The 22,621-nt window shown below is 62.6% G+C and carries 21 protein-coding genes; 8 read left to right on the forward strand and 13 right to left on the reverse strand.

The features are described from left to right. Positions 1 to 54: 54 nt before the first annotated feature. The 4 genes from AC1DWQ_RS01875 to AC1DWQ_RS01890 form a co-directional block, all read right to left on the reverse strand. The gene (locus AC1DWQ_RS01875) at positions 55 to 975 is read right to left on the reverse strand and encodes an ABC transporter permease (RefSeq protein WP_477668119.1); all 921 of its coding nucleotides are present in this window, start codon (positions 973 to 975) and stop codon (positions 55 to 57) included. Next, a complete protein-coding gene (locus AC1DWQ_RS01880; RefSeq protein WP_477668120.1) occupies positions 975 to 2,084 on the reverse strand; it encodes an ABC transporter permease in 1,110 nt (369 codons plus the stop codon). The genes AC1DWQ_RS01875 and AC1DWQ_RS01880 overlap by 1 nt, the downstream gene beginning before the upstream one ends. Further along, entirely contained in the window at positions 2,081 to 3,664 is a 1,584-nt protein-coding gene (locus AC1DWQ_RS01885; protein ID WP_477668121.1) for an ABC transporter ATP-binding protein, read from the reverse strand. Before AC1DWQ_RS01885 ends, AC1DWQ_RS01880 begins: the two co-directional genes overlap by 4 nt. A gap of 76 nt (positions 3,665 to 3,740) precedes the next feature. Further along, positions 3,741 to 4,673: a LysR family transcriptional regulator gene (locus AC1DWQ_RS01890; protein ID WP_477668122.1), complete on the reverse strand. Its 933-nt coding sequence runs from the start codon at positions 4,671 to 4,673 to the stop codon at positions 3,741 to 3,743. Positions 4,674 to 4,743: 70 nt separating this feature from the next. On the opposite strand from AC1DWQ_RS01890, the gene xdhA reads away from it, so the two are divergent. Together xdhA and xdhB are read left to right on the forward strand one after the other, a co-directional pair. Further along, a complete protein-coding gene (gene xdhA / locus AC1DWQ_RS01895) occupies positions 4,744 to 6,219 on the forward strand; it encodes a xanthine dehydrogenase small subunit (protein WP_477668123.1) in 1,476 nt (491 codons plus the stop codon). Next, positions 6,216 to 8,630 carry a xanthine dehydrogenase molybdopterin binding subunit gene (gene xdhB, locus AC1DWQ_RS01900; RefSeq protein ID WP_477668124.1) on the forward strand — a complete coding sequence of 805 codons (2,415 nt, stop codon included), beginning with the start codon at positions 6,216 to 6,218 and terminating at the stop codon, positions 8,628 to 8,630. Before xdhA ends, xdhB begins: the two co-directional genes overlap by 4 nt. Before the next feature lie 62 nt (positions 8,631 to 8,692). Here the strand turns inward: xdhB and AC1DWQ_RS01905 are convergent, their stop codons facing one another. After that, entirely contained in the window at positions 8,693 to 9,034 is a 342-nt protein-coding gene (locus AC1DWQ_RS01905; RefSeq protein WP_477668125.1) for a hypothetical protein, read from the reverse strand. Between the two features lie 172 nt (positions 9,035 to 9,206). Next, positions 9,207 to 9,509 carry an antibiotic biosynthesis monooxygenase gene (locus AC1DWQ_RS01910; RefSeq protein WP_477668126.1) on the reverse strand — a complete coding sequence of 101 codons (303 nt, stop codon included), beginning with the start codon at positions 9,507 to 9,509 and terminating at the stop codon, positions 9,207 to 9,209. Positions 9,510 to 9,646: 137 nt separating this feature from the next. Here AC1DWQ_RS01910 and soxR point away from each other — a divergent pair, with 137 nt between their 5' ends. Further along, complete coding sequence (gene soxR / locus AC1DWQ_RS01915; protein ID WP_457279847.1) at positions 9,647 to 10,123, forward strand: redox-sensitive transcriptional activator SoxR; 477 nt, start codon at positions 9,647 to 9,649, stop codon at positions 10,121 to 10,123. On the opposite strand, the gene AC1DWQ_RS01920 is transcribed toward soxR, so the two are convergent. Then, complete coding sequence (locus AC1DWQ_RS01920; protein ID WP_477668127.1) at positions 10,120 to 11,382, reverse strand: Nramp family divalent metal transporter; 1,263 nt, start codon at positions 11,380 to 11,382, stop codon at positions 10,120 to 10,122. The genes soxR and AC1DWQ_RS01920 overlap by 4 nt on opposite strands. Positions 11,383 to 11,775: 393 nt before the next feature. Between AC1DWQ_RS01920 and AC1DWQ_RS01925 the strand changes: the two genes are divergently transcribed. The 5 genes from AC1DWQ_RS01925 to AC1DWQ_RS01945 are packed head-to-tail and all read left to right on the forward strand — an operon-like array spanning position 11,776 to position 15,942. Next, the gene (locus tag AC1DWQ_RS01925; RefSeq protein WP_477668128.1) at positions 11,776 to 13,440 is read left to right on the forward strand and encodes a cbb3-type cytochrome c oxidase subunit I; all 1,665 of its coding nucleotides are present in this window, start codon (positions 11,776 to 11,778) and stop codon (positions 13,438 to 13,440) included. Next, complete coding sequence (locus tag AC1DWQ_RS01930) at positions 13,430 to 14,032, forward strand: cbb3-type cytochrome c oxidase subunit II (protein ID WP_477668129.1); 603 nt, start codon at positions 13,430 to 13,432, stop codon at positions 14,030 to 14,032. The genes AC1DWQ_RS01925 and AC1DWQ_RS01930 overlap by 11 nt, the downstream gene beginning before the upstream one ends. Positions 14,033 to 14,050: 18 nt before the next feature. Next, positions 14,051 to 14,650 (forward strand): c-type cytochrome, encoded by a 600-nt coding sequence (locus AC1DWQ_RS01935; protein ID WP_477668130.1) that lies wholly within the window; start codon positions 14,051 to 14,053, stop codon positions 14,648 to 14,650. A gap of 36 nt (positions 14,651 to 14,686) precedes the next feature. After that, positions 14,687 to 15,319, forward strand: coding sequence for an SCO family protein (locus tag AC1DWQ_RS01940; protein WP_477668131.1), 633 nt, complete (start codon positions 14,687 to 14,689; stop codon positions 15,317 to 15,319). Then, a complete protein-coding gene (locus tag AC1DWQ_RS01945) occupies positions 15,316 to 15,942 on the forward strand; it encodes a hypothetical protein (protein ID WP_477668132.1) in 627 nt (208 codons plus the stop codon). Before AC1DWQ_RS01940 ends, AC1DWQ_RS01945 begins: the two co-directional genes overlap by 4 nt. Before the next feature lie 26 nt (positions 15,943 to 15,968). Here the strand turns inward: AC1DWQ_RS01945 and AC1DWQ_RS01950 are convergent, their stop codons facing one another. The 6 genes from AC1DWQ_RS01950 to AC1DWQ_RS01975 all read right to left on the reverse strand — a co-directional run bounded on the left by AC1DWQ_RS01950 (position 15,969) and on the right by AC1DWQ_RS01975 (position 22,548). Continuing rightward, a complete protein-coding gene (locus tag AC1DWQ_RS01950) occupies positions 15,969 to 16,979 on the reverse strand; it encodes a hypothetical protein (RefSeq protein ID WP_477668133.1) in 1,011 nt (336 codons plus the stop codon). Between the two features lie 120 nt (positions 16,980 to 17,099). Beyond that, a complete protein-coding gene (gene rtcA / locus AC1DWQ_RS01955) occupies positions 17,100 to 18,158 on the reverse strand; it encodes an RNA 3'-terminal phosphate cyclase (protein ID WP_477668907.1) in 1,059 nt (352 codons plus the stop codon). Positions 18,159 to 18,168: 10 nt separating this feature from the next. Continuing rightward, entirely contained in the window at positions 18,169 to 18,564 is a 396-nt protein-coding gene (locus AC1DWQ_RS01960) for a zinc-ribbon domain containing protein (RefSeq protein WP_477668134.1), read from the reverse strand. Between the two features lie 30 nt (positions 18,565 to 18,594). Further along, positions 18,595 to 19,149, reverse strand: coding sequence for a hypothetical protein (locus AC1DWQ_RS01965; protein WP_477668135.1), 555 nt, complete (start codon positions 19,147 to 19,149; stop codon positions 18,595 to 18,597). Between the two features lie 5 nt (positions 19,150 to 19,154). Continuing rightward, positions 19,155 to 20,387: an RtcB family protein gene (locus tag AC1DWQ_RS01970; protein WP_477668136.1), complete on the reverse strand. Its 1,233-nt coding sequence runs from the start codon at positions 20,385 to 20,387 to the stop codon at positions 19,155 to 19,157. Positions 20,388 to 20,994: 607 nt separating this feature from the next. Beyond that, complete coding sequence (locus AC1DWQ_RS01975) at positions 20,995 to 22,548, reverse strand: vWA domain-containing protein (RefSeq protein ID WP_477668137.1); 1,554 nt, start codon at positions 22,546 to 22,548, stop codon at positions 20,995 to 20,997. Between the last annotated feature and the right edge of the window lie 73 nt (positions 22,549 to 22,621).

The following is a 22,621-nucleotide window of genomic DNA, read 5'->3' on the forward strand; positions in this document are numbered from 1 at the left end:
GGAACGGTAAGGCGAAAAAAAGCAATTATGCGGCGGATCGACCTTAAAACACCATCAGGCCCCCGGGTAAAAGGGCTTGCCGATGGAGCTGGGCATGTTGACGCGAATCCACAGCGGGTTGCGCGAGATCAGGACCAGCACCACGATGGTGGACAGGTAGGGCAGCATGCTCAGGAACTGCGTAGGCATGTTCACGCCCAGGCTTTGCAGGTGAAACTGCAACATGGTCACGCCGCCGAACAGGTAAGCACCCAGCAAAACCCGTGCCGGTCGCCAGGTGGCAAAGGTGGTGAGCGCCAGCGCGATCCAGCCCTTGCCCGCGATCATGCCCTCGACCCACAGCGGTGTATAGACCACCGACACATAGGCGCCGGCCAGCCCACACAGTGCGCCGCCGGCCACGACCGCCGCCAGGCGTATTCGTCGCACCGGGTAGCCCAACGCATGCGCCGACTCAGGGCTCTCACCGACCGAGCGCAGCACCAGGCCGGCGCGCGTGCGGTACAAGAACCAGATCAACCCGGCCGTCAGCGCCATGGCGATGTAAACCATGGGATGCTGACGGAACAGCGCTGGGCCCACGAGCGGAATGTCAGCCAGAAAGGGAATTGGGTACTGCGACTGCTCGGGCAACTTCTCTTGCACATACTTGATGCCGGCAAAGGCCGAGAAACCCGCACCGAAGAGGCTGAGTGCCAGCCCCGTGGCGTACTGGTTGGTATTGAGCCAGATCACCAGCACGCCGAAAACCGCGGCCAGGAAAGCGCCTGCCGCCATGCCGGCCACAAAGCCCAGCCAGGTGTTGCCGGTGTGTACCACCGTGGCAAAGCCTGCAATGGCCGCGCACAGCATCATGCCCTCGGCGCCGAGGTTGACGATGCCGGCTTTCTCATTGATGAGCAGGCCTAGCGCGGCGATGGCCAGCACGGTGCCGGCGCTGAGTGTGGCCGCGATGAGCAATGCGGTGGAGTCCATCAGCCGGCTCCTTTCACAAGGTCGGTCGAAGCAGGCGCTGCTACCGGCGTGGGGATGGGCCTGGTCAGCTTGAGGCGGTACGCGATAAGCGTATCGCAGGCCAGCAGGCTGAAGAGCAGCAGGCCCTGGAACACGCCGGTGATCGACTTGGGCAGCCCCAGGCGCGACTGCGCTAGCTCGCCGCCTATATAAAACATGCTCATCAGGATGGCGGAGAACACCACGCCGACCGGATGCAACCGCCCGACGAAGGCGACGATGATCGCGGCAAAACCATACCCCGCCGGCACATAAGGCGTGAGCTGGCCAATGGGGCCGGCCACTTCGAGCGCGCCTGCCAGGCCCGCCGCGGCGCCCGATGTCAGCAGCGCCAGCCACAACGCACGACGCGATGAAAACCCGGCATAGCGCGCGGCCGCAGGTGCGAGGCCACTGACCTCATGCCGAAAACCCGCGTGTGTGCGGAACATGAACAGCCACAGCCCGGCCACGCCCACCAGTGCGAGCACGATGCCGATGTTCACACGCGAGCCCTGCATCAGCCGCGGAATCTGCGTCACGGCCTCGAAGGTTTTGGTTTGCGGAAAGTTGTAGCCGTTGGGGTCTTTCCAGGGGCCGAAGACAAGGTAGTTCAGCACCATCTCCGCCACATAGACCAGCATCAGGCTGACCAGGATTTCATTGGCGTTGAAACGGTCGCGCAGCAAGGCGGTGATGCCGGCCCACACCATGCCGCCCGCAAGGCCTGCCAGCAATATGGCCGGAACGATCCAGGGACCCGTGGTTTTTTCAGCCAACAGCGCCACGCCGCCTGCGGCGATCGCACCCATGACGAACTGGCCTTCGGCGCCGATGTTCCAGACATTGGAGCGAAAACACACCGCCAGCCCCAGCGCGATGATGAGCAGCGGCGTGGCCTTGACCAGCAGTTCCCCGATCGCGTAGGGCGACTTGATAGGTTCCCAGAAAAACACCTGCATGCCCTTGACGGGGTCTTTGCCCAGCGCCACAAACAGCGCCACGCCGATCAGCACGGTAATCAGCAGAGCCAGCACCGGAGAGGCATAGCTCCAGAAGGAAGACGGCTGGGGACGAATCTCGAGCCTCATGCCGAGGCCTCCGCCGTGGTTTGTGTTGTCTCTGCCTGGTGCGTGCCGGCCGCCCAGAGCCCGCTCATCCACTGCCCCACCAGTTCCACCGTGGCGTCGGCGCGCGGCAGCGAGGGCGAGAGCTGACCCTTGGCCATCACATAGAGCCGGTCGCAGATGTCAAACAGTTCTTCGAGCTCTTCACTCACCACCAGCACCGCGCAGCCGGCATCGCGCAGCTTGAGCAACTCGCCACGTATTTGCGTGGCCGCCCCCACATCAACACCCCAGGTGGGTTGCGAAACGATCAGCAGCTCAGGCTGCGCGTCAATCTCGCGACCCATGATGAACTTCTGCAGGTTGCCGCCCGACAGCGACTTGGCCACCGCCTGCGGCCCGCCGGACTTGACCTTGTAGTCGGCAATGATGCGGGCTGCCTGCGCCTGCAGGGCGCCGCGGTCAAGCCAGCCGCTTTTGCCAACAGCCTCCTTGCGCGTGAGCAACAGGTTGCGTGCCAGCGAAAGCGATGGCACGGCGCCACGCCCCAGGCGCTCTTCAGGCACAAAGTGCAGGCCCAGCGCGCGCCGGCCGCCAGGGCCGAACTTGCCCACCGGCTGGCCTTTGACTTTGATCGCATCGCTGGCGGCGCGGGTGTCTTCGCCCGACAGTGCATAAAGCAACTCTTTCTGGCCATTGCCCGACACACCGGCAATGCCGACCACCTCGCCGGACCGCACCTGCAACGCGATCTGGTGCAGGTCGACGCCGAACTGGTCTTCCTTTTGCACGTCGAGTTGCTTCACGTCGAGCACCACGGCGCCGGCGCGCACCTCGCGGTGCTCCAGCGCGGGCGGCTCAGCGCCAATCATCAAACGGCTCAGCGAGGCATTGGACTCCTGCCGCGGATCACAGAAACCGGAAACCTTCCCGCCACGCAACACCGTGCAGGCAGTGCACAGCGCGCGGATTTCATGCAGCTTGTGGCTGATGTACAAAATACTGCAGCCCTGTGCAGCCAGCGTTCTCAGCGTGACAAACAGGTTCTCGACCGCCTGGGGCGTCAGCACCGAGGTGGGCTCGTCCAGGATCAGCAGCCGCGGATGCGTGAGCAGCGCCCTGACAATTTCCACCCGCTGCCGCTCGCCCACGCTCAGGGTGTGCACGGGACGTGTCGGGTCCAGCTGCAGGCCATAGGCTTGTGTCGTCTGCAGGATGCGCTGCGAGACTTCGGCCAGCGTGAGGTGTTTGTCCAGCCCCAGCCAGACGTTCTCGGCCACCGTCAGCGTGTCAAACAGGCTGAAGTGTTGAAACACCATGCTGATGCCCAGCGCCCGCGCCTCGTGCGGGTTGCGCACAGCCACCGGTTTGCCGTCCATCGCCACGCTGCCGGCGTCGGGCTTGACCGAGCCGTAAATGATCTTCATCAGTGTCGATTTGCCCGCGCCGTTTTCACCGAGCACGGCGTGGATTTCACCGGGCTGCACTGTCAGCGAAATGCCGCTGTTGGCCACCACGCCGGGGTAGCTTTTGGTGATGCCGGAAAGCTGCAGCCGCGGCGGCTGGCCGGGCGGGCTGTCAGTCTGGGGCGAGGCTACGGTCATTGTCTCTGGGTATCCGGTTTTGTCGTCGGTTTATAGGTAATTCTGGCTGCAGCCCTTACGGGACGAGCGCAAGCAGCTATTCTTTTCGTAGCGTTGAGGCCACAGACTTGACACGCTCGCGCAGCCACCGGGCCGAGTTGGAGGCGTGTGTGCGTTCGTGCCAGAGCTGGTAATACATCATTCGGGGAAAGGCGATCGGGCTGGGCAGTATTTTCACCGGTAGCAGGCCGGCAAAGCGTTCGCAATACTGGCGCCCGGTGGTCATCACCAGCAAGCTTGATGCCACCATGGACGGCATCAGGCTGAAGTGCGGGCAGCGCACCGTGATGTTGCGCACCATGCCCAAGGTGTCGAGATGCTCGTCGATCACGCCCTTGGCGCCGGGGTGCGTGGCGGTGGGCGCGATGTGTTCGGCTTCCAGCCAGGTCGCGGCATCCCAGCCGCGGCGCACGGCCGGGTGCTCCTTGGCGACCAGGCAGACCACCTCGTCGCCGAAAAGACGTGCCATGTGCAGGTCGTCGGGCGGCGCGGCCCAGTTGCCTATGACGATGTCGGCCTGGCCTTGCGCCAGGTGCGTGCGGTAGTCGGATTCAGCGGACAGCGGGTGGATTTCGATATGGCAGAGCGGCGCCTGGGATTTGATCTGCGCCACCAGCTGCGGCAGGAAAGACGGGTCCAGGTAGTCGCTGGCCGCCAGGCGAAAGGTGGTCTGAGCGGTAGCCGGGTCAAACCCGCGCGCGTCACTGAACAACATGCCGGCCGCGCGCAAAATGCTGGCCGAGGGCTCGATCATGCGCAGGCCCGCATCCGTAGGCACCATGCCGGAGCCGGACCGCACCAGGATAGGGTCACCCGCCAGCGTGCGCAGGCGCTTGAGCGCCGCGCTGACGGCGGGCTGGTACATGCCCAGGCGGAGGGCGGCGCGTGATACGCTGCGTTCAGTAAGCACGGTGTTCAAGACCCTGATGAGATGGAGGTCTATCTTGTCGAAAAGCGCCTGGTCTTTCATACCTTTTCACCCATGCGGTTGATATGCACTTTTGTATGCTGGCCGCGGCGCGACTGTTTTAACCTGAAGCATGGCTGTCCCATCTTTTTCCAGACCCATCCGCTTCGTCAGGCGGGGTGAAGTTGTTTCCGTCAGCAATGTACCACCCAGCCGCACCCTGCTGGAGCTGCTGCGCGAGGACCTGGCCTGCACCGGCACCAAGGAGGGCTGCGGCGAAGGCGACTGCGGCGCCTGCACCGTGGTGCTGGGCGAGGCGACGGGCGGCAAGGTCGAATACCGTGCCATCAACAGCTGCATCCGGCTCGCGCATTCGGTGGACGGCATGGCGCTGTGGACGGTGGAAGACATTGCAGCGCAGGACGGCGCCTTGCACCCCGCCCAGCAAGCCATGGTGGACAAACACGGCTCCCAATGCGGCTTCTGCACCCCGGGCTTCGTGATGAGCCTGTTCGGCATGTACCAAAACCACGTCTGCCAAGGCGAGCCCATCACGCGGGAGCTGGCCCAGGAAGAACTCTCCGGCAATCTTTGCCGCTGCACCGGCTACCGGCCCATTCTGGAGGCCGCGCAGACCATGGGCGACCTGCCTCCGGTGCAGGTCGACGAAGCCAGTTTGCTACAAAAACTGGAGCTGCTCGCGCCCGCCCCTGTTGGGCTGGAGGCCGATTTGGCTTACAAATCACCCACCACGCTGATAGCCTTGCTGCAGGCCCGCGCCTCCCACCCCGGCGCCCAACTGGTGGCCGGCTGCACCGACGTGGGCTTGTGGGTGACCAAGCAGCACATGCAATTTGGCAAGGTGCTGGATGTCACCAAAGTGCGTGAACTGCGCCGCATTGAAGACTACCCGCATCACATCGCCATAGGCGCCGCCGTGACACTGGCCGACGCCTATGCGGCGCTGGTGAAAGACCGGCCGCAACTGCAAAACTTCGGGGCCCGCTTTGCCGGGCTGCCGGTGCGCAATTCCGGCACGCTGGGCGGCAACATCGCCAATGGCTCGCCGATTGGCGACTCCATGCCCTTGCTGATTGCACTAGGCGCAAACATCGTCCTGATGAGCGTGCGCGGCCACCGCGAAATGCCGCTGGAAGCGCTTTACACCGGCTACCGCAAGAACGTGATGGCGCCCGACGAAGTGCTGGCCTGGATCAAGGTGCCCAAACCGCAGCCCCGGGAGGCGATGAAGGTCTACAAAATCTCCAAGCGCTATGACGACGATATTTCCGCCGTCTGCCTGGCGATCAACCTGCAGATTGAAAATGGCATTGTCGTCAGCGCGTCGATAGGCGCAGGCGGCGTCGCCGCCACGCCGGTGCGAGCCACTCAGACTGAGGCAGTGCTGACGGAGAAACCCTGGACGCAGGCCACAGTCCAAAGCGCCATCACCACGCTGCGTGCCGAGTTCTCACCGATTTCAGACATGCGTGCCTCCGCGGCCTACCGCAGCCAGGTGCTGGGCAACCTGCTCCAGCGCTACTGGCTCGAAAGCCAGGGACTGCAGCAGATCAACCTAGCCAGCTTCCGGCTGGAGGAAGCCGCATGAACGCCGCGAAAGACATCTCCGTCAGCCGCGATGCGATGGCCGACCCGGACGTGCGCGCAGCCAACGCCCGCGCTGGCGATGTGCCCCCCGCAGACCTTGCGGAAAAAACGTCGCTGGCCCAAAAACCCGCAAGCACGCAGGCGGCGGGCCGCTCCACACCCCATGAAAGCGCCCGCGCGCAAGTCGCCGGCGCCGCCACCTATGTCGACGACATTCCGGAAGTGCGCGGCACGCTGCATGCCGCGCCCATTTTGTCGACCGTGGCACATGGCAGGCTGCTGGGCGTCGACACCACCGCGGCGCTGGCCATGCCGGGCGTGCGCGACGTGATCCTGGCGCGCGACATTCCGGGCGACCCGGTGCTGGGCAATTTCTCTCACGACGAGCCGGTGTTTGCACAAAACACGGTGCAGCACATCGGCCAGGTGATCGGCGTGGCGGTGGCCGACACCGTCATGCAGGCCCGCCGCGCCGCACGCAAGGTGGTGTGCAACATCGAGCCCCTTCCCGCCCTGCTGACCGTGCACGACGCGCTCAAGGCAGAAAGTTATGTGCTGCCGCCGGTCTTCGTGAAACGCGGCGACGCGGCAGCAGCACTCAAAAATGCGCCCCATGCACTGCACGGCACGCTGGAAGTCGGCGGCCAGGAACATTTCTACCTCGAAGGCCAGGTTGCCTACGTGGTGCCGCAGGAACAACACCAGTGGCTGGTCTATTCGAGCACCCAGCACCCCGGCGAGATCCAGCACTGGGTGTCGCACGCACTGGGCATTGCCAACCATGCGGTGCGCGTTGAATGCCGGCGCATGGGCGGCGGCTTTGGCGGCAAGGAAACGCAGTCGGGCCAGATGGCCGTTTGGGCCGCCATTGCCGCTCACAAGCTGCATTGCCCCGTCAAGCTGCGGCTGGACCGCGACGACGACTTCCTAGTTACCGGCAAGCGCCACCCCTTTGCGTATGAATACGACGTGGGCTTTGACGACACCGGCCGGCTCAGCGGCCTCAAGCTCATGATGGCGGTGAACTGCGGCTTCAGCGCCGACCTGTCGGGCCCGGTGGCCGACCGCGCGGTTTTCCACGCCGACAACGCTTACTTTCTGGAGGACGTGGAGATAGCGTCCTACCGCTGCAAGACCAACACGCAAAGCAACACCGCCTTCCGCGGCTTTGGCGGTCCGCAGGGCATGATCGTGATTGAAGCCATCATGGGCGACATCGCGCGCGCGCTGGGCCTGGACCCGCTGGCCGTGCGCAAACGCAACCTCTACGGCATCGGCGAGCGTGACGTCACCCACTACCAGATGAAGGTCGAGGACAACATTCTTGAGCCGCTGCTATCAAAACTGGAGCTGTCCGCGCTTTATTCACAACGCCGTCAGAAAATTTCTGCCTGGAACACTCAAAGCCCGGTCATCAAGCGCGGCATCGCCATCACACCCGTGAAGTTCGGCATTTCGTTTACCGCCACCCTCTTCAACCAGGCCGGGGCGCTGGTGCATGTGTACACCGACGGCAGCGTACAAGTGAACCACGGCGGCACCGAAATGGGCCAGGGACTGAACACCAAGGTCGCCCAGATCGTGGCCGATGAACTGGGCGTGCCGTTCGACCAGGTGCTGGCCACCGCCAGCGACACCAGCAAGATTCCGAACGCGTCAGCCACCGCGGCCTCAGCCGGCACCGACCTGAACGCGCGCGCCGCGCAATACGCCGCCCGCAATGTGCGCGACAACCTGGCGCAATTTGTGGCCGGCCTGGACCGGTGCGGCGCGGGCGCGGTGCAGTTTGAAGGGGGCGAGGTTGTCACACCCGCAGGCGCGCGGCCTTTCACCGAAGTCGTGAAGCTGGCCTATGCCAACCGCATCCAGCTCTGGAGCGACGGCTTTTACCGCACACCCAAAATCCACTACGACAAGGCCACACTGACCGGCCGGCCGTTCTACTACTTCGCTTATGGCGCGGCCTGCACCGAAGTCGCCATCGACACCCTGACGGGCGAAAGCCGCGTGCTGAAAGTCGACATCCTGCATGACGTGGGCACCAGCATCAACCCGGCCATCGACATCGGCCAGATCGAAGGCGGTTTTGTGCAGGGCATGGGCTGGCTCACCACCGAGCAGCTGGTGTGGAACGACAAGGGCCTTTTGACCACGCACGCGCCCAGCACCTACAAGATTCCTGCGACCGGCGATGTACCCGAGCATTTCAAGATCGATCTGTGGCCCGAGCCCAACCGCGAAGACAACGTCTTCGGCAGCAAGGCCGTGGGCGAACCGCCGCTGATGCTGGCGATCAGTGTGTATGAGGCTTTGCGCGATGCGGTGGGCGCGGTGAAGGCCGGGGATGAACGCGTGGTGCTGACCGCTCCGGCGACGGCTGAGAATGTGCTGAGCGCTCTTGGGCGCCGGTAATCGGCAGGTCGGATTGGGGCGGGTGCAGAGAGCCTGACCCTTCCCGGCCGCCTGCATCGCGCCTAGCTGAAGACCTTCACAACCAGGCTGATTGCCGAGGCAGCGAACAACCAGAGGACCAGCAACATGCTGCCGCCCGATACCAGACTCGTGGGAATGATAAACAGCATGGCAACGATGCTGCCCGCCGAGAAAACCAGATAGGTCATCCATAGCCCTGCTCCAGCAAGGAAAAACAGAAAAACAATTTTGGGGATGACGTCGAGGCTGCACCCGCCCCAGCACCCGGCCACGCCTGATGCCAACATAAATATCTCCAGGACGATCAGGAGAAAGCCGGCAAAGACAAGGGCGATGGCCGGTGGGCCCTCTTCTTCCGACGGTTGGCTGTTTTCGTTCTGCATGCTTATGGCCCCGATATTTGTAGTCGCGCTGATGGCGACAACAGCCATCCTATCGGAGATTAACAGGGGTACGCGGTAAGCGCGATACCCGATAGCGGCGTTCACAGGCCTACCGGCCCTCGATCTCCAGGTTGCCGCAGTATTCCATTTACGGCAGAACCCGGCCTGACGCTCAAGCCTCCCGGTACATCCCCGAGTCGCCGCGCACGCCCAGCTTCTTCCTGAAGGCCTGAATATCAAAGCCCTCGCTGGCGAGCTGCTTTTGCATGACGGTCTGGGCGGCGGCCACCGCATCGGCATTGGCCCACTCGACCACGGTCACCACATCGAACTCGCTGCTGTCGCCCGTCTGGGTCAGCACATGTTTTTGCAGGCAGCCGGGCTGCTCGCCCAGCATGCGCTGGACCTGGTGAATGCGCTCGACAAAAGCGGAGATCGATTGCGAGGGCACGACGAATTTGTCGACGCGGAACACGGAGGCGGAAGCGGGGGCTTGATAAATCGCTGGACATGAAAACAACTCCTTTGAAATAAGCGGGCCGGATTGGCCTGAAAATGAGGAGTCTGAAACCTCAAGTAAAGTTTAGGTCAAGCATTTTTTCAAGGAAATCCATAGGCACGGAACTGGAACAGGCCGGCATCTTTCCCACACTCTCGGTCGGCGACATGGCACGCCGCAGCGGCGTGGCGGTGTCCACCCTGCACTTTTATGAGAAAAAAGGGCTGATCAGCAGCACCCGCACCGAAGGCAACCAGCGTCGCTACGCACGCGAGATGCTGCGACGCGTGGCTTTTGTGCGTGTGGCGCAGCGGGTGGGCATTGCGCTGGCCGACATCGAGGCAGCCCTGGCCACCCTGCCCGCGAAGGCGGCCCCCAGCCGCGCGGACTGGGCCCGACTGTCGGCAGCCTGGCGCGCCGACCTGGACGAGCGCATGGCCCAGCTCAAAAAACTGCGCGACACCCTGGACGACTGCATAGGCTGCGGCTGCCTGTCGATTGACAAATGCCGGCTGCGCAACCCGTATGACCAGCTCGCCGGGCAGGGCGCGGGGCCGCAGCGTTTGTGGGTTCGTCGCCGGGAAGCCTAGAACAAGGGGCGGATCAGATCCAGCAACATCATCGCCACCGCAAAGCCCATCACCACCACACCGCCCCAGCCGAACCACGTGGTCTTCAGGCCCGAGGTGAAATTGCCCATGACCGATTTCCGGCCGGCCAGCAGCATCAGGCCGGCCATGATGGGCACGGCCACCACGCCGTTGATCACGGCACTCCAGTAAAGCGCTTTCATCGGGTCTATGCTGGTGAAGTCCATGCCCGTGCCTACGATGGTGGCGATGACAATGATGGCGTAAAAGCGTTTGGCCTCGTACCAGTGGCGCTCCAGGCCTTCGGGCCAGCCGAAGGCCTCGGCCACGGCGTAGGCGGCCGACGAGGCCAGCACCGGCACGGCCAGCAGGCCGGTGGCGATGATGCCGCCGGCGAACAGCGCAAAGGCAAAATCGCCGGCCAGTGGCCGCAAAGCCTGCGCCGCCTGCGCGGCTGATGTCACATCATGGATACCGGCCGCATACAGCACCGCACCGCCCAACACCATGATGAAAAAGGCGATGGCATTAGAGAAAAACATGCCGATGTAGGTGTCGCGCTTGACGCGGCGAAGGTCGCGGCGGATCTTCTTTTCAGCGCCCAGTACCCCGCCCTTCAGGCGCAGCTCTTCCACCTCCTGCGAGGCCTGCCAGAAAAACAGGTAAGGCGAAATCGTGGTGCCCAGCAGCGCGACGATCATCATCCAGTAGCCCGAGGTCCACTGCAGTTTGGGTACGACCAGGTCATGCAGCACCTGGGCCCACTGCACCTGCACCAGGAACACGGCGATGACATAGGCAAAGAGAAAGAGCGTGAGCCATTTCAAAATGGGTGCGAGCTTGCGGTAAGGCACAAACACCTGTAGCAGCACGGTGATGATGCCGAAGGCCACTGCATGAAAGTGGTCGCCGCCGCCCACCGCCAGCTGCAGCGCCTCGCCCATCGCGGCAATGTCGGCGGCAATGTTGATGGTGTTGGCAATGACCAGCAAAAACACCATGCTCATCAGGAACGCGCGGGGCGTGTGCTCGCGCAGGTTGGCCGCCACACCCTTGCCGGTGACGCGTCCGATACGCGCGCTCACCAGCTGGATGGCGATCATGAAAGGCAGCGACAAAAACACCGTCCAGAGCAGGCCGGTGCCGAACTGCGCCCCCGCCTGCGTGTAGGTGGCGATGCCGGAAGGGTCGTCGTCGGCAGCGCCGGTGACTACACCTGGGCCGACATGGCGCAGGAAAGAGGGGATGCGGTTCAACATGGCCGCGAGGCTAACACGGCTTGATGAGGCCTGGCTTAAGCTATATCAATACATTGATTCAGGCTACAGACCAATGCAGGCGAGCGCAAGCAGCTATAAAAACAGTAGCAGATGACTGGAATACAGCCTGGCGTCCAGGCTGGCAGCCATCAAAGGCGTAGTATGGAACACCTGCGGCAAGTTCTCGCGGCCCCACCCGACCGGCGCCACGCAGCAAATGGCGTCTGCGGGTTTTCACACCGGAGAAATCATGACAGTTGCACCATGCACAAGCGGCGGACCGACGCAGCCTTCCAGACGGCCGACACCGCTCTTTCTGAAAACCCGGAGCGCGGGCAATGAGATCCCGGATATCCCGACGATGCGACGGGCGTTGCCTGAAGGAGCTGCATGATGGACAGCGCCGCCCTCAGCCTTCTCGGTGCTTTCCTGTTGTCCATCATCGGACTCTTTGTCTTTATCTGGTCGCTGCGCAAAGGACTACTGGTAGAAAACCCTGTCGCGGCTTCCGTCATCTTCGCGCACGGCGAGATCGGCCAGGTCGACGACCCCGCGCTACAGGACGTGGCACAGGCGTCGATGCAGAAGGCCGTGAAGGAAGGCGGCATCAAGACCCACGCCGCCGATGCCGCCGAGCTGCTGGACCGCATCACGTCCGACCGCTCTACCGCGTTTCCGGTGTTCATGTTCATCACCTTTGCCTGCCTGTGGCTCATCGTGGGCTCGATGGCGGGGCTGGTGTCGTCCATCAAGCTGCATGAGCCCGACTGGCTTACCGACTATGCCTGGTTGACCTTCGGCCGCATACGCACGGTGCACCTGACCGGCGTGCTCTACGGCTGGATCACCAATGCCGCGCTGGGAATGATCGTGTGGCTGCTGCCGCGGCTGCTGCGCACCCGGCTCTACGGCGCCATCTGGGTCATGCTGGGCGGGGCGCTCATCAACATGGGCATCGCAGGGGGCATAGGCGCCATCGCGACCGGCTGGAACGACGGCATGGAATACCTGGAAATTCCGTGGCAGATCGCGATCTTCATGTTCGCCGGCTTTGCCCTCGTCATCCTGCCGGTGCTGTTCACGCTGGTCAACCGCAAGGTCTCGCACCTGTACGTCAGCGTCTGGTACATGACGGCGGCGCTGCTGTGGATTGCCCTGCTTTTCCTGGTCGGCAAGATGCCCGGCGTGCACACCGGCGTGCAGCAGGCCACCACCAACTGGTGGTACGGGCACAACGTGCTGGGCCTGTGGTTCACGCCCGTGAGCGTGGGCGCCATCTATTACTTCCTGCCCAAAATCATCGGCCGGCCGATACGCTCCTACAACCTCTCGCTGCTGGGCTTCTGGACGCTGGCATTTTTCTACGGGCAGGTCGGCGGCCACCATCTCATCGGCGGCCCGGTGCCCGGCTGGCTCATCACGCTGTCGATCGTGCAGAGCGTCATGATGGTGATCCCCGTGATCGCCTTCAGCATCAACATGGGCGCCACGCTGCAGGGGCGTATGCACCTGGCGCGTTATTCGCCGACGCTGCGCTTCATGATGTTCGGCGGGCTGATGTACCTGGCCTCGTCGCTGCAGGGCTCTCTGGAGGCGCTGCGCAGCGTCAACCAGATCACCCACTTCACCCATTTCACGGTGGCCCATGCGCACCTGGGCGCCTATGCCTTCGTCACCATGGTGCTGTTCGGCGCCATCTATTTCATGATGCCCCGGGTGCTGAACTGGGAGTGGCCGTACCCGAAACTGATCACCCTGCATTTCTGGCTGGCGGCTGTCGGGGTGACGATATATTTTGTCGGGCTCACCATCGGCGGCTGGCTTCAAGGTGTGGCCATGCTGGATGCCGCCCAGCCCTTCATGGCTTCCGTCGAGCTGACCCTGCCCTACCTGAAATGGCGATCCGTGGGTGGCGGCCTGATGGTGCTCAGCCACCTGGTGTTCGTCGGCCATTTCCTGGCCATGGCGCTTCGTTTCGGGCCGGGCCGTGCGGGCGCCGCCCTCTTCTGGCCCAACGACGCACGCAGCGTTGAAATGGGAGCCGCTCATGGAAAATGAAGTCAAGCTGGCATCGGGCGCCATGGTGGCCCTGGGCATCGCCACGGCAGCCCTGGTGGTGATGCCCTACATGCAGGTGCGCGACATCAAACCGCCGCCGGAGCTGAAAAACTACACCAGCGCCCAGCTGCGCGGGCGCGAGGTCTACATCGCCAATGGCTGCGTGTATTGCCACAGCCAGCAGCCGCGTGACCGGAACTTCGGCCCCGACGCGGAGCGCGGCTGGGGCCGGGCCTCGGTGCCGGGCGATTATTTCTATGACAAGCCGCATTTGCTGGGCAGCATGCGCACCGGGCCGGACCTCTTCAACATCGGGGCGCGCCAACCGAGCAAGGACTGGCACCTGGGCCACCTGTACCAGCCGCGCGCCTATGTGCCCGGCTCCATCATGCCGTCCTACCCATATCTCTTCACGGTAAAGGACGCGAAAGACGCCGAAAGCGAGGGTGAGCAACCGCTGGCGCTGCCACCCGCCTATGGGCCGAACATCGGCCAGGTGGTCGTGCCTTCGCCCCAGGCGCTGGACCTGGTCAAGTACCTGCAGGGCTTGAACCACACCTACCCGGTGCTGCCACCCGCCCCCAAGCCCTGAGCCACACAAGGTCATCCCATGTTGAACGACAAGACATCTGAAAGCCGGGCCCAGGAGCGGGAACAGGCGGAGCCCTCTGAAAAAAGCCAGCCCATTCCGCTGATCTTCCTGGTCGGGGCATTGGCCCTGGTGCTGTGGGGCGCGGGCTACATCGTGCTGTCCGGCTCCTTCGGCCGCGCCGACCTGGGGGACAAGCGCACCCTGGCGGACCTCTCGGGCCCCGCACCGGGCGCTGCGGCCAACGGCAAACAGCTGTTCACCGCCAACTGCGTGGCCTGTCATCAAGCCACCGGCAAAGGGCTGCCCGGCGTGTTTCCACCGCTGGACGGCTCCGAATGGGTCACCGGCGACGAGCGCACCGTGGCCAACATCCTGCTGCACGGCGTCACGGGCGAGATCACCGTCATGGGCAACACTTTCAAGGGTGCCATGCCGGCGTTCGGGCAGCTCAGCGATGCCGAACTGGCCGCGGTGGCAAGCTACATCCGCGCCGAATGGTCCAACAAGGCGGGTGCGATCAAGCCCGAGCTGTTTGAAGCCGAACGCAAGGCCGGCACGCGCACCACACCGTTCAACGGCGCCGCCGAACTCAAGGCGCTGGCGGCCAAAAGCTCCTGAGCTGAAGGGGGTAGCAAGCGTGGTGGGCCAGCCCTGATGCTTCGCACCGCGTTGCTCAGCGCCATGCTGGCCCTGGCGGGCTATGCCGCCGCCGCGTGGCTGACGCACGACTTCCAGGTCTGGACCGCCGAGGGCGCCCGCCGGCTCGAAGTCGCGCTGCGACCTGTCGCAACTCCCGCAGTCAGCGTCGAAGGACCCGGCATCGCCCCTCAGGCGCTGTCGCAGCGGCTCGCCGACGGACAGTCCGTCACGCTGGTGGATTTCGTCTATACACGTTGCCAGACCGTCTGCCTGGCGATGGGCAGCAGCTTCCAGCAAATGCAGCAGATATTGCAGGCGAGGCAGGAGCGCGGCGGCAGGGTCAAGCTGCTGTCGATCAGCTTCGATGGGCGTCACGACAGCCCCGCCGTGCTGCAGGCCTATGCAGCGCGATTGAGCGCCGACCCGGCGCTATGGCGCTTTGTGCGTGTGCAGGACCCGCGGGACACCCAGCGCCTGCTGGCCGATTTCCAGGTCGTGGTGGTCCCTGACGGCCGCGGCGATTTTGAACACAACGCGGCGCTGCTGGTCATCGACCAGAAAGGCCGGCTGGTTCGCATTTTTGACTACGCGGAACAGCAGCTCGCGCTCGACTATGCGCAGCACCTTGCGCAGGCGGCCTCACCATGACGAGGCTGGCGCATCCCTCGCGCGGCACCCTGGCGGTTATGGCCGTCGCCCTGCTGTGCCTGCTGGCCTTGCCCGGCCTGCGGCATGGGCTGGAAGCCAGCATGACCCTTCACATGCTGGTGCAGTATCCCCTGCTGGCGCTCGCCGGCTATCTGCTCGCCGCAGCACTGCCGGGGCACTGGCTGGCTCGCCTGGGGCTCTGGAATGCCCACGGCATCAGCGGTTTGTTCGCGGCCGCGATGATGCTCGCGATCATGATGATTCCCCGCGTACTGGACCTGGCGCTGGTGGACAGCCGCATCGAAATCCTGAAAAGCCTGGCCCTGCTGGCCTGCGGCGCCGCCGTGCGCTTGTCCTGGCACGCGGCGGGGCTGCTGGTGCAGGGTTTCTTTCTGGGCAATGTGCTGCCGATGATGGCAGTCGTGGGCAACCTGTATGAAACTTCGCCGGTACGCGTCTGCAACGCCTACCTGCTGGACGACCAGGCCCGGCTGGGGCAGATGCTGGTCTGGATTGCAGCAGCGATTGCCGCTGCATGGTTTACCTGGCTGGTCCGTGCCTTGATGCAAAGAGACGCTGCCATGCTGCCTGACGATGCAGCAACGAAACCCACGGCACGCTGACACCACTCATGCCGCCGGGGTGCCACTCACATGGCAAGGTTCAGATCCACCTCCAGGCCTGCCCGCTTCATCTCACGTGCCAGCAGCAGCCGCCACAGGCCTGCCTCGTCGACCGAAATGCTTGTGGCACCCTTCAGGACATCCGGCAAGGCGTCGTCTTCGGACAGCAGGCAGGCAATGCGGTTGCGGCCGAGCGCGGCCAGCATGAATCCAATGGCCAGCATGGCCGCGGGCGCATCGGATTTGTTGCCCGGCAGGAGCAGCAAAAACGCCACATTGCGCAGCCCCTCCAGTTGATCGATGGAGACGGCGTCGAGTATCGCCGCCTCCAGCCCCAGCTGCTCCATGAACTGGCACGCGTCGCCCACGGCATCTCCGCCCAAGCCCAGGATAGCCACGCGAGAACCGGACACGGCTTGCGGTTCCGTGGCAGAAGAGGAAGGGAGATCTGTCTTGGACATGGGCATCCTCGTTGGAATGGAAGGTGAAGGTGTGGAGATCGGCTCCGGCTCCGGCTCCGGCTCCGGCTCCGGCTCCGGCTCCGGCTCCGGTTCCGGTGCTGCTGCTGCTGCTGCTGCTGGTGCTGCTGCTGGTGCTGGTGCTGGTGCTGGTGGGGGCGGTGACACCGGTTTCGCCTCCACAACCGGGTCCACCATCGGCGCTGCAGTGCCATCGAGGTAGTCGCTCAGCAGCTTCTTGGCCGCATTCACGCGCATGATGGCCAGATCGATCCCTTGCCTGACTTTTTGCTGGCGTTCGTCGTCCGTGAAGCGGTCGCCGAAAGTCTTGTCCAGCAGAAAATCCTGTATCGCGACGGCAAACTGCCGGTATTCGGGCGTGCCCACGCCAAAGCTGTCGGCCAGGGTGGTGTTGACTTTCTTTTGCAGGGACTCCACGCTCGAATCCCAGCCGGTTTGCGTCACCGATATTTTGAAGGCCCGCAGAATCTTGATCTGCCGATTGACCTTTTCGATCGCGTTCTCGATCTGGGCTTTATCGGGGGCGCCGGATGGTAGTGTATTTTTGCCGTTGGACATGCAGGTTCCTCATGCGACCAGCCCATACTGTAAGGCTTCTCTGGCCCCGGACTCAACACCAGCAATGCACGGCACCTTTTCACATCGGCATGCATCGGCCAGGAATGACCCGGCCATTCATTACACCTGCAGCGAAATCACCGTTCCGCCACCGCATGGCTCGCACGAGAACTTCACAGGCAGGAAGACTTCGATGGTCCGCGCATTGGTGCGGGTGTGCTCGGTCAGCTCCGTCGCCCAATAGTGACCCATCCGACCCTGCAGGCCCGCCAGTGCCATGGGAATCATCAGCTGGTCTGCCAGGTGCGGGCCTACCGGCGCCTCGTGGGCCTGGTAGGCCTTCACCTCCTGCAGCACGCGGCGGGCGACCTGCTCGGCACTCACGCTCTTTTCGCCATAGGCCGCAAAGACCTCGGTGATGTGCTCATAGCGCAGGACGGCCAACAGCGCGTTGCCCGGCCCTTCGTTGCTGCGCAGCCCGCGGTCGCGCAGGCAGCCTTCTTCCCAACCCAGCCCCTTGCGCAGCACGTCCAGCTCACGTTCCGCCACGCCTCTGGGCAGGCCAGCGTGCAGGCATTCGGCATAAGCCTCCAGCAACGCGCCGCGCTCCATGAGGTGAATGGCCGAAAAGCCCTGCGTGGGCGGATTCAGGCGCACGCGCGCCTCCCCGCCTCCCGCCGGGTAAAAACCGTGGCGGCGCAACTCAATGTCAAACAGGGCCTCTCCATTGCCGGCGAAACAAGGTGCCAGCAGCGACAGGAAGGAACACGACGGCGCCATCGGGTTGTGCGTCCCACCGCTGAGATGCAGCGTGGAGGCGGCCCTGGCCTGGAGCAGCGGCCACAGCACGGTTTGCAGCACCAGCATGCAGCTGCCGGCCGAGCCGACCGCAAATTCGTAGTCGCCCGCGCGCACCTCACCTGGCGTGAACAGCAACGTGGTTTCGCCAATCTGCACCGCCTGACCGGTGGCATTGACGGCGGAAGTCTGATCGACGCCGCCGCCCACAGACACGGCCGCGTTCACGCAGGCCAGGTGCTGGCGCATCAAGCCGGGCTTGGGCCGCTTCGCACGGATGTTGTCCATGCGAAACGGCTTGCCCGTCACCAGGCTGAGCGCCAGCGCGGTGCGCAAGATCTGCCCGCCACCTTCGCCTTGCGAGCCATCCAGTTCAATTATGTTTTTTACTTCAATTTTCATTGTTCTTCTTTTCTATCTTCAAAGCCAAGCCCGCCTGGCTCACGCGCCGCGCCTCTTCCACTCGCGCACGCTCCAACAGACGGCAAGGACGGCAGCGCACCGCGCAGCTTTCAATACGACCCTTGGCGATTTCATACCACCACTTCTGCTGCTTTGCCGTCCACACCTCGTGCGCACCGCAGTCCTTGCAGACAAAGGGCGTGTCGATGTAGAACGAGGGCAACAAACTCCAGGTGGTGTTATGCGCCAGTTGCGCGTGGTCCGCCGCCACAGCGCCCAAAGGCACTGACCTGGTTGAAATAAAGGGGTTGGGTGCCCGCGCCGCGCTCAGGCGTGCCAGGCGCTTGGCCTTGATCTCCTCCCGCCTTTGCTTTCCGCTCTTCATCACACGTCCTTTTGCGGGGCTCACCCCATTTCAATCTGTTTGACTCGCCACAAGGACGGAAATGGTGTTGCGAGCCGGGTTCCAGATTGTGAGACACCAAATTCCCCACCACTCCTTGCCGGAATCAAAGTAGGTACTCCACCCACTGCGCCCTGGATTCTGATCAGGGTCACCAACCCAATCCAAAACGCATAGGTTATTTGTCCGATCCGCCCCCAGAAGCTTCAGCCACTTCACGAAATTCTCTTGAGCGTCGGAATCTGTCCAACTGGTGCCGTAAGGTGGATCACGAAAGGCGTGAAACAACGGGGGGTGGATCTCAGGCAACCCCCGCGTTGTTACAAGCGCGTCAAACTCACCGGGCAGCAGGGTCTTGCTTTTTGCACTCTGGATGTCAGCCTTTATGTCAATTTCTTGAAAGGCCATCGCCAGTGCTGCTTTGTGCAAATCCTCCGAATACCGATAGGGCTCCACCTGAAAGACGTTGAACTGAAATGCGCAACGCGCTCGGATTAGCTCGGTCCGCAATTCAGCTATCGCGGGGCTCACCAATTCCACCAGATAGCTACTCGATGTTTGACTCATATTCCTTACCCCTTCACACACACCACCTGCTTCAACGTGTACACCACTTCCACCAGATCGCTCTGGGCCAGCATCACGGCGTCGATGTCCTTGTAGGCCATCGGAATCTCGTCGATCACCTCCGCGTCCTTACGGCATTCCACGCCTTGGGTAGCCTTGATCTGGTCTTCGACCGTAAACAGCTTTTTGGCCTGCGTACGGCTCATGGTGCGGCCGGCCCCGTGGCTGCAGCTCATAAAGCTGTCGGGGTTGCCCTTGCCGCGCACGATGAAACTTTTGGCGCCCATGCTGCCGGGAATGATCCCGAGCTCTCCCGCCTTCGCGCTCACGGCGCCCTTGCGGGTCACAAACACCTCTTGCCCAAAGTGCGTTTCCTTCTGCACATAGTTGTGGTGGCAGTTCACCGCCTCCACGTGCGTCTCAAACGGCTTGCTGATCACCTTGCGCAACGCGCCAATGGCGGCCTGCATCATCACCTCGCGGTTCAGGCGCGCAAATTTTTGCGCCCATCCCACACCGCGCACATAGTCGCCAAAGTACTGCGAACCTTCTTCAAGATAGGCCAGGTCTTTGTCCGGCAGGTTGCGCTGGTGCAGCTCGGCGTCTTTCTTCGCGAGCTCGATGAAGTGCGTGCCGATGGCGTTACCCACCCCGCGCGAACCACTGTGCAGCATGATCCAGACCCCGCCGCTTTCGTCGAGGCACACCTCGACAAAGTGGTTGCCGCCGCCCAGGGTTCCCATGTGGCGGTGGTTGTTGGTGTTCTTCAGGCGCGGGTAGTCCAGGCAGATAGCCTCGAACTCATCGACCAGCTGGCCCCAGGCCGCATCTGCCGCGCTGGGCGGGTTCGTCCAGGCGCCGACCTCGCGCACCGAACCATTCCTGCGGTAGGTCTTGGGCGCCGAGCCGTGCGGTACGGCTTTTTCGATCTCCGTGCGTAGCGGGCCCAGGTTGTCAGGCAGGTCTTCGGCGCGCAGCGTGGTCTTGCAGGCCATCATGCCGCAGCCGATATCCACACCGACGGCCGCCGGAATGATTGCCTTGAAGGTCGGGATCACGCTGCCGATGGTTGCGCCCAGGCCGTAGTGCACGTCGGGCATCACGGCCACGTGCTTGAACACGATGGGCAGGCGCGCGGAGTTCTCCAGCTGCTTCAGGGCCTGGGCTTCCACCGGCACGCCGTTGGTCCACATCTTTACCGGCACACCGCCGGGAACTTCATGTTGTTGGTAGTTCATTGTTGTTCTTCCTTTTTCAATAAAACGGATGACTAGAGCTTGTGAAATGAAATTTCGCCACTTGTTGCCAAGCTGGGGTTTGAACCCAGACCCCGCGCCTTTCAGCAAGAGAGCGTTTGCACGCCGCGTCTACCTGTAATTTCACGGGCATTCATCCAAAACCTTTTTGATCACCAGCAGCAACAAAATTGTTGAAATGGATACGTGCTCTACCAGACTGAGCTACGGTGCTGCAATGGGCTCGGGCACAAGCCCATTGCAGCACCGGCGGGATTCGAACCCGCGACCTCGGCATTAACAGTGCTGTAATTCCAATCGCATTTGCCGCTGGCAATCAAAACTTTTTGCTCTCTCTTCAAGAGCTTTCAAAAACACGACAAGATCGGTGAGATTTTCATGTGCATTCAGTTTCCTGTGATGCACATGGCCAGAGTCGAACCGGCTATATCCAATGTAATCCCGCCAGCATTCGTGCTTTTGAAAACCCTCTTGTCCATCTTTAAAAAAGGCCCCGCCTGAGGACTAACAGTTGGTGTGATAAAAACAGTTTGGATGTAATCACACCGGCATTCCTCAGGCGACGACGCTCAACACATCGAGTCATGGCTTACAAAGCCAGCTCGTCTATCAATCCGACCCAGTGGTCGGCTCCCAACGCTCCCGCGGCAAACAAGGCCAGTACCTTGAACACCTCATCGGTAAAACCGCCGATGTTCAGGATGTCAGGCCGTTCGAGCGCCTGCGTGTGGGCGTAAGGCTGGATGTCGATACACACCAACCTGGCTTGCGGGTTGCGTTGCTTGAACACTTCCCACTCACGCAAGGTTTGCGTCGCACCGGCACGCTTGCTATCCACCCACGACTCGTTGTCCGACACCAGCACCACCAGGTCTGCCTTGGCCTTACCGGCGTTCAACAGGGCCAACGGCGCCGAGCAGTTGGTTCCGCCACCGCCCACGGCAGCCAGTTTCTCCGCATTGGTCATCACCGAGTCACGCGGGTTCAACGACAAGTTGACGACTTTCTGCTCAAACGGCAGCGCCATGGTTGCCGGGTTCTTGCGCAGCAGAGCCGCAGCCACCAGGGCCGCCACGTCAATACAACGCACCGCACTGGTTGCAGAACCACGGTGTCCGGACACCGCCGAGCTCATGGAGCCCGACACATCAGGACACACCACCACCTTACCCACCAAAGCCGGCACGTTCTTCAACGCGATTTCCATCGCGTCTTGCAATGCTTCACGTACCTGCAGAGGAACGGTTTCATCCGTCGCTTTGTAGGCAGCCATCAACTGGTAGGGCAACACGCGGGCCTTCTCAATACTCTGCGCGTCACGCAGTTTGGCGGCAATGGCCTTTTCAGCCTTGGTTGTACCAAACACGCCGTGGCGCGCAAAGGTGTTGAGATTCTGTCGCACCATCTGCCACGAGCCATTCTTTGCAATCTGCGTCCACTGGTTGGTGGTCAGGTTCAAGGCCGTCAACATTTGAAACGGCACATCGGGCGCCACACCGCTGCGGTCCTTCTTGTAGGCTTCAAAAGCACGCGTCGCCTCGGGCAACTGGCTCACGTCAAAGTCACGGCCAATCAACCAGGCAAACCACGCGGCGCGCCAGGCCTCAGCCGGTTTGGGGTGAACCATCTTCACGACGTCGGCCAACGACGGGCTGTTACCCACGCTGGCGTTCAGCAGCTGCTTCTCGCTTGCATTGCACAACCAGGCCTGCACCAACTTCTTGGGACGCGAACCCATTGACTTACGGCCCACACGGCCGCTACGCAGAATTTGCACCACGTTACGCAGCATCTTGCCGTTGTCTACCACGCGAGGAAACGCCTTGGCAAACAGTGCCACATCGCGGGTCGCCAGCGAGGCCAACAGCAGCGCCGGCATGTCTTTCATATGGCCACGCTCGCGGGCATAGATGGCAGTTTTGGCCACGAAGCCCGCATCAACCTGCGCAGCCAGTTCCAGCACTTTGTCCAATTGCTCGGCAGCGCCTGCGTAGTAAACATTGTTCAGGCAACCGGTGACGGCCAATTGCACCAAAGCATGCCGGGGTGCCAAGGCATAAGCGACACCACCAGCCTCGTTGGCGATGGTGGCAGCTGGCAGGAAACTGCCTTTGCTGCTTTGAAATAGTTGTGTGTTTGCCATGTTCCTAGTCCTTGTTTGCATTCACCGTTGTGGTGACGGGATATACATTGCAGGTGGCGTGCCAACTCTTTAA

The organism is Polaromonas sp. P2_G11, from assembly GCF_056403595.1.

Bases quoted from the DNA above. Each gene is read 5' to 3' on its own strand.
- AC1DWQ_RS01875 (WP_477668119.1), bottom strand. From the start codon at position 975: ATGGACTCCACCGCATTGCTCATCGCGGCCACACTCAGCGCCGGCACC.
- AC1DWQ_RS01880 (WP_477668120.1), bottom strand. From the start codon at position 2,084: ATGAGGCTCGAGATTCGTCCCCAGCCGTCTTCCTTCTGGAGCTATGCC.
- AC1DWQ_RS01885 (WP_477668121.1), bottom strand. From the start codon at position 3,664: ATGACCGTAGCCTCGCCCCAGACTGACAGCCCGCCCGGCCAGCCGCCG.
- AC1DWQ_RS01890 (WP_477668122.1), bottom strand. From the start codon at position 4,673: ATGAAAGACCAGGCGCTTTTCGACAAGATAGACCTCCATCTCATCAGG.
- xdhA (WP_477668123.1), top strand. From the start codon at position 4,744: ATGGCTGTCCCATCTTTTTCCAGACCCATCCGCTTCGTCAGGCGGGGT.
- xdhB (WP_477668124.1), top strand. From the start codon at position 6,216: ATGAACGCCGCGAAAGACATCTCCGTCAGCCGCGATGCGATGGCCGAC.
- AC1DWQ_RS01905 (WP_477668125.1), bottom strand. From the start codon at position 9,034: ATGCAGAACGAAAACAGCCAACCGTCGGAAGAAGAGGGCCCACCGGCC.
- AC1DWQ_RS01920 (WP_477668127.1), bottom strand. From the start codon at position 11,382: ATGTTGAACCGCATCCCCTCTTTCCTGCGCCATGTCGGCCCAGGTGTA.
- AC1DWQ_RS01925 (WP_477668128.1), top strand. From the start codon at position 11,776: ATGGACAGCGCCGCCCTCAGCCTTCTCGGTGCTTTCCTGTTGTCCATC.
- AC1DWQ_RS01930 (WP_477668129.1), top strand. From the start codon at position 13,430: ATGGAAAATGAAGTCAAGCTGGCATCGGGCGCCATGGTGGCCCTGGGC.
- AC1DWQ_RS01935 (WP_477668130.1), top strand. From the start codon at position 14,051: ATGTTGAACGACAAGACATCTGAAAGCCGGGCCCAGGAGCGGGAACAG.
- AC1DWQ_RS01940 (WP_477668131.1), top strand. From the start codon at position 14,687: ATGCTTCGCACCGCGTTGCTCAGCGCCATGCTGGCCCTGGCGGGCTAT.
- AC1DWQ_RS01945 (WP_477668132.1), top strand. From the start codon at position 15,316: ATGACGAGGCTGGCGCATCCCTCGCGCGGCACCCTGGCGGTTATGGCC.
- AC1DWQ_RS01950 (WP_477668133.1), bottom strand. From the start codon at position 16,979: ATGTCCAACGGCAAAAATACACTACCATCCGGCGCCCCCGATAAAGCC.
- AC1DWQ_RS01960 (WP_477668134.1), bottom strand. From the start codon at position 18,564: ATGAAGAGCGGAAAGCAAAGGCGGGAGGAGATCAAGGCCAAGCGCCTG.
- AC1DWQ_RS01965 (WP_477668135.1), bottom strand. From the start codon at position 19,149: ATGAGTCAAACATCGAGTAGCTATCTGGTGGAATTGGTGAGCCCCGCG.
- AC1DWQ_RS01970 (WP_477668136.1), bottom strand. From the start codon at position 20,387: ATGAACTACCAACAACATGAAGTTCCCGGCGGTGTGCCGGTAAAGATG.
- AC1DWQ_RS01975 (WP_477668137.1), bottom strand. From the start codon at position 22,548: ATGGCAAACACACAACTATTTCAAAGCAGCAAAGGCAGTTTCCTGCCA.